We start from the raw sequence: 11858 nt of genomic DNA, 5'->3' as shown, positions 1-11858 counted from the left end.
CAGAGGTGGCGTCTCATGCTTTCGCGTTTCGAGGCTTCGCGTCGGGGTTCTTCCAATCGGCGGTTGATGGCTTCATGCGCTCGATGTCGAGGAAGAAGACCTCGTCATATGAGCCGAGATCCGCAACACGCTCTTCCATCTGCTCGCCGAGCCTTTGGTCGCGCATGTGGAACGTGAGGCCTGTTTCTACGCCTTCAAAGGCAACCATCTCATCGGCGGCGACAGTCACCTCGTAGTCGTCTATCGGCAACTTCTTCAGAATTTGAAGCTCAAGGTAGAAGTAGAAGTCGCGATCGGCGTCCCGGCGCATCTCGATCTCGGCATAGTCTTCGACGCGCTGCTCGCTGATCGAGGTCGAGAAGTACTTGCGGGCATCAAAGACGCGCGCTGTGGTCTTGCCGTTCGGTTTCTTGTAGAAACGGACATGCGTGTAGTGACGGGCGTCTTGCCTGCGGATTTCTTTTATCGCGTGGCGGCTCAGCTCAAACTCTGTGATGACAGGTCCGCTGATCAGTTCGTCGAAGTCGTCGAGCTTCGCAAGCGGATCGTAACCTGGATCGGTTTTGGTATAGGAGCCGGTGAGCAAGGCATCGAACGAGAACACTGCTGGCTTGGTGAAGGTCTCATTGAGAAAGCCCTCTACCGCGATACCTCGGTATTTGGCGCGTTTGCCTTCTCCCAAAACGATGAACCGGCGCGGCGGTACCACGATGAAGAAGTCATTCAACGACGCGAGGGGCTTGAGGATCTTCAGCGAGCTCGGATTGGCTTTCATTTTTCAAAGCCACTTGCCTTGATATCTACGTACTCTCCGATCTCCTGAAGGGTGTCTTGTAAGCGCGTCAGAAGCTCTTCAGGGATGTCGCCTGCGGGGGCTGAAAAGCGGACAGAAATCGCGATCCGGTCGACTTTCTGCGTCTTCTTCAGTTTCTTCGGCTGTCGAGGCGGAAGCACGTCGATCAATTCTCGCTTCTGCGTCGCTGGGTTGAGCAGACCATCTTCGAGTGCCTTGGCGACGATCGAAGGGTCATGCTGGCTCATCTCGTAGAGCGTGGCGTAAGACGGGGGCAGGCGTGATACGTTCTCGGGGGCGGTGAGTACTTCGTTGGAGGCAATCTTCAGCAACTTGGTGATCGTCGGCCCCGACATGACGCGGTTCTGTTGTAGCTGGATCTTGAGTGCCTTGAACTCCTTCCTTGGCAACTGTTCTTCTGCGCGCTTGAGAGTCTGAGCAGTTTCGAGCACCGACTCGACGGCCTTGTTCCACGATGCTTTGATTGTCCCGAGGAACTCCTCAGCCGAGACAGAATTTTTCACATATGAAACGTCGGGCAAGGCGCCTGTCCTCAAATCGCGTCGAAAATGTCTCGGGGACATCGGGTGCCCCGCAATCATCTTGAGACAAAAAGACCGGAAGAAGAGGGACCTGTCAAATTTTCTGGCACATTAGGCTCTACTGATACGTGCCAGATCGATGTGCCACGGAAACTGTCACAATAGACCGCGTGGCTTGCCAATGTGACATTCCGCCGATGGACCTAGACCTGAATGTTACACATCAGGAGGTCTTGCATGAAGGTGGGATATCGTCGCGTCAGTACTATCGATCAAAATCTTGACCGGCAGGAGCTGGGCGAGGTCGAGCGTGTCTTTGAAGAGAAGGTCAGCGGCAAGACCACGGATCGTGCCGCGTTGCAGGACATGATCGCGTTTGTGCGGGAAGGGGACGAGGTGATCGTGTTTAGCATCGACCGTCTCGCGCGTGATCTTCGCGATCTGCAAAGCATCATCCAGTCATTGAACGACAAAGGCGTTTCGATCACATTCCTGTCCGAGCGTCTGACGTTCACGGGCGACACAGACGACGCGTTCAGCCGACTACAGCTTCAGTTGATGGGGGCGTTTGCCGAGTTCGAACGAAACATCATTCGCAAGCGTCAGGCAGAGGGCATCGCGAAGGCAAAGGCGCGCGGCGTCTACAAGGGGCGCAAGAAGAAGGTCGATGACCAGAAGATCATCGACCTCAAGCAGCAGGGTAAGCGGGTTAGCGAGATTGCGTCAGCACTGGGCGTGTCGCGCATGACGGTGTATCGAGCATTGAACTAATATCACCAGAAGACCATAAACACACGCATAGCCGTCCTAGTCGATAATGGCGTGATCTCCTTCGCATACCGCGAGTTGCCCGCCATGATGACGGTTTGTTTTGGCACGATGGACGGATTTAGAGGCTCAGATGGCTTTCGCAGCTAAAGATACCAAGCTTCTTTGGGGGCGAGCGGCGGGCTTCTGTAGCAATCCTAGTTGCCGAACCAAACTCACAGCAACTGGTGCTGATGGTAAGAGCTTTCTAACTGGCGAAATGGCACACCAGATTGCGCAGAGCCCTGACGGACCGCGCGGTGTCGAAGATGGTGGCGCTGACACTTACGACAATCTGATACTCCTTTGCCCAACATGCCATCGAACCATCGATAAAGCCCCGGAAGGCACATACCCGGTTGAGTTTCTGCAAGAATGGAAGGCAGTCCATGAAGCATGGGTTGATAGTCTGGCTGCGGAAGGCGCGTTCTCGACGGCGGAGGAAGTCGCCCGGGAGATTCAGCGCCTCCTGACTGAAAATCGCACGCATTTCGAAGAATACGGTCCAAAGTCCCAGACAGCTGCGGAAAACCCTGCGTCCACAGCGCAGACGATCTGGGTTGCGCGAAAGCTGGATACACTTCTTCCAAATAACCGAAGAATTGTTTCGCTCATGGAGAGATACGCCAATATGATGCCTCCCGCTGCCGTTGCTAGCTTTCCTAGATTCAAGATGCATGCTCTGGCATTCGAGGAGAACCAGTTTGAACGAGTTGATACTTACCCATTGTTTCCAGAAGATTTTGCCAAGGCTATTGAGGAAGTGCTTGCATGACTAATGGTTCCAACGATTATGGTGTAACGTTTTCTCAGATCAGTTTTGTGTCGAGGCTACTTACTCAGCACAAGAATGTTGCAGAGTTTGCGCGGTCAAACGACATTCAGTTCGATCTTGTAACCGCGAGGGGGCTAAATATACGCCTCATCTGCGCGAACGAATACACCTGTGGACTTCCAAAGGTTCTAGAGATTCAGGAAGACTTTCCCGACACAAACATCATCTATGTCGGGGGCGCTTGGAACGGTTACACGATGCAAGCCAAGGAATATTGTATCGAGGCAGAACTTGGTCTTTTCAACTCCAATGATATAACGGGAGCGCTCTATCGTGATGACTACTGGCTTTATTCCCGGAAAGATGAAAGGGGAAATCCAGTATATCCTACAAGAGATTCCTGAAGTTCAGGAGATCTACGGATTTGGATCCTTTTTTCGAGACCAACCCTTCAACGACGTTGATCTTCTCTTTGTGCTGAACTGTCGTGACGACGCAATATTGCCTACGTCGAAGAAGATCCGCCGTCTTCTGCGGATTTCTTCGATCAGGTTAGGTGTAACTTTTCACCCCCTTATACTTACGGAAAGCGAGTTTTTTGAGGCTCCACTTAGAGATATGCACGAACTCAAACCAGTGTCTTGATTGGCTGGGATATGCCAGGACGATTTATCCACCCCCAAACGACTGAATATTCCTCACCCGCTCGCCCGTGGGTTCCATCCGCTTGAGATAGAACCGCTCCAACGGCACGACCGACGTAACGGCGTTCTCGGTCAGCCAGTAGACTTCGAAGTCTGCATCCTCACATCGTCTGCAAGTTCCGGATCTGTTCCGGGCTCAGAGCCATGTTCTTGAGGTAGAACCGCTCAAGCTGATCGACCGATGTTCCTGCGTTCTTCGCGAGCCAGTAGATGTTCACCTTGCCTTTCGACGATCTCAAGCGCGCTTGCAGGGCATAGTGCCTCAGCGAGTACGGTGAGCGGGTATCGCCGTCGTTGTCGGTCTTGAGGTTCGTCACCTTTAGGAAGTGGTTGAAGATGCGCCGAGCCGTGTTCACTGCCGTTGTGCGGTTCGAATATTCCGGCATGAACACGTAGTCGGTCGGCTCGTAGTGGGGGAGATCCTCGATCAAATGATCGTACAGGTGATAAGCGCGCGGCATCGTCGCCGCGAACCGTAAACCGGTCTTTCCGTGGATCTTGAGTTCGAGGTGAAGCGGGTCTTCTTCATTCATCGGCTTACCGCGTCTTGTGATGTCGCAGTGCCGGAGACCGAAGAGCTCCGTTTCGGTGGGGCGCAAGAATGAATGCACCATGAATACCCACATCTCGACATGCTCCGGTCGAACAAGGACGCCTCGAACCTTTGTCTTCCCCTCGGTTGCGATCTTACGTGCGGTGGTGATCAGCTTCTTATACTCGGCGCCCGTGAACGTGACGCGTGGATTGTCCTTGCGCTTCTGTTTCGGCATCTGGGGAATGATGTCGATCACCCCGTCCTCGAGCGCCAGCATGAGGACCTTTCTGATCATCATGCACTGCTTTGCCTTCGTAGAGGGGGCAAGGGGCGTGCTACGGCGGCTGTCGAGGAAGGTGAGGTAGTCTCGGACCATGCCAGAGGTGATGCGTCCGACATCGTGCCTACCGAAGTAGGAGACGATGCCGTCTGTCTCGCGATACAGGATCTTCTGCTCATCGGTGAAGGCGCGTCGATTGCGTGACCCCTTCGACTGCACTTCCTTCGCTTCTGCGTAGAGTCGCGCATAGTATTCGAACGAACGATCTTTCGACGCAGCGTGAGCTGAGTTCTGCTTCGACTTGAAGCCGGCAAGAAGTTCTTCGGCGACCTCTGCGGCGGTCAGGCGGCTCGTCTCTTTCGTGGATCGAACGACGTAGCGCTTTGTCAGGGAATCGTAGATCCGCGCCTGCCAGAAGGGCGAGCGACCGGTTTTGTAGATGCTGAGACCCCTACGAAGATGCTTCAGTGAGGTCTTCGCGTTGATAGATTTCCCGGACATACCAGATGCTTAGAACCAGTGTCTAACTGTGTCTAAGTCTATCGCAGCATCCGGTGAGCGGCAAACTTTGCCGTAACCATCTGATCTTAAGGGGGATTTGGTAGCGGAGGAGGGACTTGAACCCCCGACACGCGGATTATGATTCCGCTGCTCTAACCAACTGAGCTACTCCGCCAAACCGTGGAGCGGTGGGTATGACAGGGGCGCTGACTCGTCAAGCGGAAAAGATGCGTTTTTCGCGGTTTGCAGAAATGTTTTTGCCGCCCGACGCCACGGCACGGCGAGGGCCTGGCCAGCGCGCAAAACGCCGCCCTCGGGGGCGGCGTCGTCGGTGCGACGGAACCGGGCGCGGGCGCCCAGCGGTGGCTCATTTCACGATGGTCTCGTCCTTGACGAACATGTTGGCCCAGGCCCGGTCGACGAGCTCCTGCGTCATGCGGTAGGGCCAGCCTTCGAAGTCACAGATGGCGATCATCTGGTCGATCAGGAACACCGGCTGGTAGTTGGCGTAGACGTTCTTGATCGTCGGGTACTTGGTCTTCAGAAGGTAAACCAGCGCGCCCTCGTCGAGCTCGAGCTTCTTTTTGCGGGCCACCAGCGCAAAGATCTTCAGGAAGTCCTGCTGGTTCGGGCCCTCGATCTTGATCTTGAAGAAGATCCGGCGCAGAGCGGCCTGGTCGAAGATCTCGTTGGGGTGGAAGTTGGTCGAGAAGATCACCAATGTGTCGAAGGGCACCTCGAACTTCTCGCCCGATTGCAGCGCGAGGATGTCCTTGGATTCCTCCAGCGGCACGATCCAGCGGTTGACCAGCGCCTGCGGCGGTTCGGCCTGGCGGCCAAGGTCGTCGACGATGAAGATGCCGCCCGTCGACTTGAGCTGCAGCGGCGCCTGATAGGTCCGGGCCGTGGGGTTGTAGACCAGGTCGAGCATGTTCAGCGACAGCTCGCCGCCGGTGATCACCGTGGGCCGCTCGCAGAGCACGTAGCGCGTATCGAAGCGGTTGGTGCGGCGCAGGCGGGTGGGATCGTCCTCGGCGGTTTCGACGGCGCTGTGCACGATGGGGTCGTAGACCGTGATCACCTGGCCGGAATACTCGATGGCGCGCGGCACGTAGATCTTGTCGCCCATGGCGTCACGGATGCCGTTCGAGATCGAGGACTTGCCGTTGCCCGGCGGGCCGTACATCAGGATCGAGCGGCCGGAGCCGACGGCAGGGCCGAGATGCGAGATCAGTTGCTCTGGCAGGACGAGGTGGCCCATGGCGCCGAGGAGCTGGTCCCGGGTGATCTGAATGTTGCGGATCGACTGGCGTTTGACCTGCTGGCGGTAGACCTCGAGAGGCACCGGCATGGCGCCGAAATATTCCGACTGCGACAGCGCGTCGAGCGCGCGCGCCTTGCCGGAATCGGTGAGCTGATAGCCCATCTCGTTGCCCGTGGTGCTGGCGCTCAGCGTGCCCATCGCCTCGACGAGGTTCTGCGACCGGGTAAGGTCGATCAGTTCCTGCGTGATGCCGACCGGCAGGCACAGCGCCTTGGCGAGACCGGTCACGGTGTTGGTGTTCTTGCGGAACAGGGTCTTCAGCGCGATGTCGCGCATGAAGACTTCCGGCAGGCTCATCTCGTCCAGTCGTTTCGGCGCGGGCGGCGCGAGGACGGCGCTCGATTCCATGTTCATTGGCGGGTGCCCCATAGAAAGTGTTGCCGAAGAGGAAACGGTAGCTTTGTGGCAACAGCTTGACCGGGCTTGGGAATTGCAGCGGCGGGTGGTGAAAGGCCGCACAAATGCGCGGCGCGGGGCTCAGGGGCGGGGCGCGGTCGCAGCCTCGATCACGGCCGCGATCCGTTCGGCGATGGCGCGGCTGCCCTTGGGGGAGGGGTGGATCAGGTCGGGGCCGTGGAATGACCGGTCGCCCTCCGGGACGAGGTCGGCAAGAGAGACATAGCTCACGCCGGGATCGGTAGCGGCGAGCCGGGCCAGCCGGCGCTCGAAGCGGTCGCCGATGTCGCGGCAGCCGTCGATCAGCGACCAGCGCCCGGGGCTGCGCAGGTAGCCGGGATAGACCACCCGGGCGCCGGTGGCGCGCAGCTCGGCCACCAGCTCGGGGATCTCGCCGGCGCTACCATCTTCCGAGATCATCCGCTCGAGGCGGGTCTCGCAGAGCGCACAGGCGCAGCCGAAGAGCAGGTCGTTGCCGCCGCCGTTCAGCACCACCCAGTCCCACGGGTGCGCGCGGTACTGCGCCGCGATGCGCAGCCCGGCGCCGCCGGTGATGGGGAAGACATAGATCATCCGCGCGCCGGGGACCGAACGGTTGATGACCTCCTGGCCGAGCAACTCCTCAAGCCCGTCGCCCACCGATTGCCCGGTCCCCCTATGGGTGGCGAGCATCGAGTCGCCCATCATCAGGATGCGCGCCTCGCTGTCGGGGGAGACGCGCTCGCCGCAGGCGGCAAGCAGGGCGAGCCAGGTAAGGCAGAGCAGGCGCAGGCGCATGGCGTCGGATCTCGCGGAGAGCGCCGGCCAATCCCGCGCCCGTTACTTGCCGTAGAGTATGCCGAGGACGAGGTAGATCGCCAGCGTGCCGCCAAGCGCCACGCCCATCGGGAAGCGCTTGCCGCTCGACCAGCTCTTCCACTCGGGGGCGAGGCGGCGCAGCGGCGTCAGCTTGGCGATACGGTGGGCGAGGAAGGCGGCCAGCGTCACCGCGGCTCCCAGCGCCATCAGGAAGCGCAGGTCTCCGACGTGGATGAACGGCGCCGCCGCGGCGATGAACTTGGCGTCGCCCGCGCCCATGACGCCGCCGGCGTTGAGCGCGATGCCCGCCACCAGGGCGATGCCGAAATGGGCGTAGCGCCAGAGATAGGCGTCGAAGGGCAGGACGAAGAACCCCACCACCGCGAAGACCAGCAGCAGCGCCAGGTTGGCCTGGTTGGTGATCCGCATCTCGCGCATGTCGGTGAAGCAGACATAGAGGCAGATCGGCAGCACGAACGGCGCGAACCAGGTCGCGGCGGCGGCGGAAATCGACAGCATCGGCTCAGTTCGTGACCGTCGGTTCCAGCGCGGCCAACGCCGTGGCGGCCGCGTCGAAATGCTGCGGATGGGTCTCGATCGCATCCTCCAGAAGGCCCTTGCCGATGCGCACGTCGCCGCGCTTGATCGCCGAGAGGCCCATGGTGTGCAGAAGCTCGGCGCGCTCGACCTGGGTCATCTGCAGCACCGGCAGGGAGTAGTTGCCCTGCGCGCCGCGGGCCAGAACGAGGTTGTTCTTGGCGGTGAACATCGCCGGGTCGTGGCGCAGGGTCTCGTAGAACAGCTTTTCGGCGCCGGAATAGTCGCCGCGGCTGAGCTTGGAATAGCCCCAGTTGTTGAGCACCGAGGCCGGCTTGGTGGTCAGGCCCACCGCGGTCTCGTAGAAGCTGTCGGCCTTGTCCCAGTTCTGGTTGGCGTCGGCGATCATCGCCTCGAGCCGGTAGCGCTTGTAGGTCTCGTGGGTCGGCGGGATCGAATTCAGCGTCTGCTCGGCGCGCTCCCAGTCGTTGTTGCGGATCAGCGCATCGGCCAGCGCCACGCGGTCATCGTTGGTGCTGTCGGCGTGATCAACGACCTTGGCCCAGGCGATGGTGGCTTCCTGGTTGCGCTTGGCGCGCACCAGCGAGGCGGCGAGGCCGCGCATCAGGTCGATGCGGCCCGGGTCCATGCCGTCGGCGCGCTGGAAGTAGACCACCGCCTCGGCCGGGTCGGCGGCCTTGAGCATGACATCGTTGAGGCCGGTCCCGTCGATGGCGTTCACACCGGTGAACTCGCGGTCGACGGCGTCCTTGTCGATGGTCTTGTCACATGCGGATAGTCCGAACACCCCTGCAGCGCAGAGGGTCGCAAGGATGGGGTGGCGCATTGTTGCGTCCTTTTACTGCTCTTGCCTCGTCAGTCGATCGACCGGATGAGGTAGCTGCCGCTGCCCCGGCGGACCAACTTGTAGTCTTCTTGCCTGGGCTCACCATAGCTCGAAGTTTCCATTTTTGCGAGCGCCAACCGCAGATTGTCGCGAATTGCGTCACTTTCGCCATTGTCGAGCGCATAGGCGCGGCGGAACACCTCGGAGGCCTCCGAGGTCTGGCCGCGCTCCATCAGCACCACGCCGAGATTGTTCCACGCCTCGGCCCAGTCCGGCTCGACCTCGACGGCGCGGCGCAGCAGGGTTTCCGACTGGTTGAGGCGGCCGAGCCCGAGATTGGCGGTGCCGAGCGAGGTGAGCACCTCGCCGGTGAGGCCGTGGCTGCCGGCGGCGCGGGTGAAGGCCTCGAGCGCAAGCTCGTACTGCCCCGCCTCCATCAGCCGGTGGCCGACAATCAGCCCGTCCACCGCGTCGCCGCGCGGGTCGAGGGTGGGGGCATAGACCTGATCCTCGGAAACGACGCGGCCGCCCGAGGAACAGGCGGCCAGCATCAGAAATGTCAGGCAGGCAATCAGGCCTTGGCGCATGGCGACCCCGTTGGGCGGCCCTAGAAGCCGAGGCTCCCGAGCTTGGTGATGTTCACGACCGACGGTCCGACCAGAATGATCAGCAGCGGCGGCACGGTGAGCATCATAGTCGTCAGCGTCATCTTTGTCGGCAGCTTGTTTGCCTTTTCCTCGGCGCGCATGACTCTTTTGTCACGCATCTCGCTGGCATAGATGCGCAGCGCGTCGGCGATCGAGGTGCCGAAGGTCGAGGCCTGGTTGAGCACGGTGACGAAGGACGACACATCGGCCACGCCGCAGCGCTCGCCCATGTCGTTGAGCACCGCCGTCTTGTCCTTGCCGGCCTTCATCTCGTGGCTGATGATCTCGAACTCGTCGGCCAGCGCCGCGTAGGAGGCGCGGATCTCCTTGGAGACGCGCACGATGGACTGGTCGAGCGACTGGCCGGCCTCGACGCAGACCAGCATCATGTCGAGCGCATCGGGAAAGCCTTCCTCGATCTGCTTCTTGCGCTCCTCGACGCGCTTGGTGATCCAGTATTTCGGGGCGAGATAGCCGAGCGCGCCGGGCAGGATGATGTACATCAGCTTCTGCTGCATCGTGCTTTCGGGGCCGTCGATGAACATCAGATAATAGACCAGGCCGGCGACCAGCAGGCCGAGGCCAAGCACCATCTGCGCGAGGTAGTAGAGCCGCACCGCGTCGCGGGTGCGATAGCCCGCCTGCAGCAGCTTCATGCGCACCTCGCCAAGTTCCTCGGCGCTCTTGGGCTCGAGATACTGGGCGTATTTGTTCAGCTTGGCGTTCTTGCGCTTGTCGCGCAGGATCGCCTTGGTCTCGGCATCGACCCGGTCGCGGCCCGACTTGGCGAGCTTCTCCATCGGGTCGGGCTTGCGTGCCAGCATGAGCGGGATGGCCGCGACGATGAGCAGGAAGGCAAGGCCGGCAACCACCATCAGCGGGCCCGCCGGGCCGAGCATGTCGGTGATCATGAAATTGAGCGTTTCGATCATGGGAGAGCCCCTCTCAGACCTTGATGTTCACAAGCATGCGCATGACGATCAGGTTCAGCGTCAGGAACACCGCGACGATGAAGCAGGCGGGAATGAACCACGGGTGGTCCAGAACCTCGTCGTAGTAATGCGGGTCGGTGAGCTGGATCACCAGCAGCACGCCGACCGGGAAGCCCGACAGGAACTTGCCCGACCATTGCGCCTCGGCGGTGATCGCCTTGACCCGGCGGAACAGCCGGAAGCGGGCGCGGATCACCTTGGCGAGGCCCTCGAGGATCTCGGCCAGGTTGCCGCCCGATTGCTGCTGGATCGACACCGCCACCGCGAGGAAGCGCAGATCCTGCATGTCGAGCCGCTCGGCCATGTGCTTGAGGCTTTCGCCGATGTCGCGGCCATAGGTGGATTCGTCCGAGATCACGCCGAACTCGGTGGCCAGCGGGTCCTTGATCTCTTTCGAGACCACAGCGATGGCCGAGCTGAACGGGTGGCCGACGCGCAGCGAGCGCACCATCAGCTCCACCGCGTCGGGCAGCTGTTCCTCGATCAGCGCGAGGCGCTTCTTGGCCTTGCCGTTGACCCACATGAACACGCCACCAACGCCCATACCGATGGCGATCAGAACGCGCACCCCGAGCCCGGCTTCTGTGCCGGCGGTGAGACCGAAGAAGGCGAAGCCGCTGACGCCCGCCATCATCAGAATGAGCTGGTTCGGGGTGAAGGCCAGCGCCGCCTTCTGCGCGCGGTCCGCGAGCAGGGAGTAGAGCGGCAGGCCGCGGCTCTCCATGTGCTGGTCCATCTCCTTGCGGAGCTTGGCGAGCACTTCCTCGCGGTTCGAGTTCTTGTCGAGCATCTCGAGCCGGCGGTTGACCTTGCTGTTGAGGCTGATCGACTTGCCGAAGGCCACGAGATAGACCCCTTCGACCAGCACCAGAACGCCGACGAAGATCAGGCCGTAGATGATCAGTTCTGCGGAAAACATGACTGGTTACTCCGGACGGAAAGGTTCGTAGATCGACGGCGGGACATCGTAGCCCCACATCTTGAAGCGCTCGGAGAAGTGGCTGCGCACGCCCGTTGCGGTGAAGTGGCCGATGATCTTGTTGTCGGGGGTGAGGCCGACGCGCTGGTATCGGAAGATCTCCTGCATCGAGATCACGTCGCCCTCCATGCCGGTGATCTCGGTGATCGAGGTCATCCGGCGCGAGCCGTCCTGCAGGCGCGAGGCCTGCACGATGAGGTTGACCGCCGAGGAGATCTGGCTGCGCATCGCCTTGAGCGGCATTTCCACGCCCGCCATCGCGATCATGTTCTCGAGACGCGAGATGCCGTCGCGCGGGTTGTTGGCGTGGATCGTGGTCATCGAGCCGTCATGGCCGGTGTTCATCGCCTGCAGCATGTCGATCACTTCCTCGCCGCGGGTCTCGCCGACGATGATGCGGT

At 60.5% G+C, this 11858-nt stretch carries 14 protein-coding genes and 1 tRNA gene; 3 read left to right on the top strand and 12 right to left on the bottom strand.

The genetic code is table 11. From position 1 onward, the window contains the following. Nucleotides 1-13 precede the first annotated feature (13 nt). Complete coding sequence (locus AC6RA4_RS06930; protein ID WP_500158726.1) at nucleotides 14-775, bottom strand: hypothetical protein; 762 nt, start codon at nucleotides 773-775, stop codon at nucleotides 14-16. Next, on the bottom strand, nucleotides 772-1335 hold the full coding sequence (locus AC6RA4_RS06925; protein ID WP_500158724.1) for a hypothetical protein: 564 nt from the start codon (nucleotides 1333-1335) through the stop codon (nucleotides 772-774). Before AC6RA4_RS06925 ends, AC6RA4_RS06930 begins: the two co-directional genes overlap by 4 nt. Nucleotides 1336-1572: 237 nt before the next feature. On the opposite strand from AC6RA4_RS06925, the gene AC6RA4_RS06920 reads away from it, so the two are divergent. The 3 genes from AC6RA4_RS06920 (at nucleotide 1573) to AC6RA4_RS06910 (ending at nucleotide 3321) form a co-directional block, all read left to right on the top strand. After that, a complete protein-coding gene (locus AC6RA4_RS06920) occupies nucleotides 1573-2106 on the top strand; it encodes a recombinase family protein (protein ID WP_500158722.1) in 534 nt (177 codons plus the stop codon). Nucleotides 2107-2236: 130 nt separating this feature from the next. Further along, nucleotides 2237-2917 carry an HNH endonuclease gene (locus tag AC6RA4_RS06915; protein ID WP_500158720.1) on the top strand — a complete coding sequence of 227 codons (681 nt, stop codon included), beginning with the start codon at nucleotides 2237-2239 and terminating at the stop codon, nucleotides 2915-2917. Next, the gene (locus tag AC6RA4_RS06910) at nucleotides 2914-3321 is read left to right on the top strand and encodes a hypothetical protein (RefSeq protein WP_500158718.1); all 408 of its coding nucleotides are present in this window, start codon (nucleotides 2914-2916) and stop codon (nucleotides 3319-3321) included. Before AC6RA4_RS06915 ends, AC6RA4_RS06910 begins: the two co-directional genes overlap by 4 nt. A gap of 401 nt (nucleotides 3322-3722) precedes the next feature. Here AC6RA4_RS06910 and AC6RA4_RS06905 read toward each other — a convergent pair whose 3' ends face one another. The 10 genes from AC6RA4_RS06905 to AC6RA4_RS06860 all read right to left on the bottom strand — a co-directional run. Then, complete coding sequence (locus AC6RA4_RS06905) at nucleotides 3723-4937, bottom strand: site-specific integrase (RefSeq protein ID WP_500158716.1); 1215 nt, start codon at nucleotides 4935-4937, stop codon at nucleotides 3723-3725. 98 nt (nucleotides 4938-5035) lie between these two features. After that, a tRNA-Met gene (locus tag AC6RA4_RS06900) sits at nucleotides 5036-5112 on the bottom strand. A 192-nt stretch (nucleotides 5113-5304) separates the two neighbouring features. Then, nucleotides 5305-6615 (bottom strand): DUF8689 domain-containing protein, encoded by a 1311-nt coding sequence (locus AC6RA4_RS06895; RefSeq protein ID WP_500158714.1) that lies wholly within the window; start codon nucleotides 6613-6615, stop codon nucleotides 5305-5307. Between the two features lie 123 nt (nucleotides 6616-6738). Next, a complete protein-coding gene (locus AC6RA4_RS06890) occupies nucleotides 6739-7434 on the bottom strand; it encodes an SGNH/GDSL hydrolase family protein (protein ID WP_500158712.1) in 696 nt (231 codons plus the stop codon). A 42-nt stretch (nucleotides 7435-7476) separates the two neighbouring features. Then, a complete protein-coding gene (locus AC6RA4_RS06885) occupies nucleotides 7477-7974 on the bottom strand; it encodes a prepilin peptidase (RefSeq protein ID WP_500158710.1) in 498 nt (165 codons plus the stop codon). A 4-nt stretch (nucleotides 7975-7978) separates the two neighbouring features. After that, complete coding sequence (locus tag AC6RA4_RS06880; RefSeq protein WP_500158708.1) at nucleotides 7979-8839, bottom strand: tetratricopeptide repeat protein; 861 nt, start codon at nucleotides 8837-8839, stop codon at nucleotides 7979-7981. A 29-nt stretch (nucleotides 8840-8868) separates the two neighbouring features. After that, nucleotides 8869-9426 carry a tetratricopeptide repeat protein gene (locus tag AC6RA4_RS06875; protein WP_500158706.1) on the bottom strand — a complete coding sequence of 186 codons (558 nt, stop codon included), beginning with the start codon at nucleotides 9424-9426 and terminating at the stop codon, nucleotides 8869-8871. Nucleotides 9427-9446: 20 nt separating this feature from the next. Further along, nucleotides 9447-10418 carry a type II secretion system F family protein gene (locus AC6RA4_RS06870; RefSeq protein WP_500158704.1) on the bottom strand — a complete coding sequence of 324 codons (972 nt, stop codon included), beginning with the start codon at nucleotides 10416-10418 and terminating at the stop codon, nucleotides 9447-9449. 13 nt (nucleotides 10419-10431) lie between these two features. Next, nucleotides 10432-11397, bottom strand: coding sequence for a type II secretion system F family protein (locus tag AC6RA4_RS06865; protein WP_500158702.1), 966 nt, complete (start codon nucleotides 11395-11397; stop codon nucleotides 10432-10434). A 6-nt stretch (nucleotides 11398-11403) separates the two neighbouring features. Beyond that, the coding region (locus AC6RA4_RS06860) for an ATPase, T2SS/T4P/T4SS family (RefSeq protein WP_500158701.1) at nucleotides 11404-11858 on the bottom strand (455 nt) is incomplete at its 5' end.

The sequence above is a fragment of the Salipiger sp. genome (genome assembly GCF_059781815.1).
Note: the sequence above shows the minus strand (reverse complement) of the source record. Positions and strands in the feature narration are given on the sequence as shown.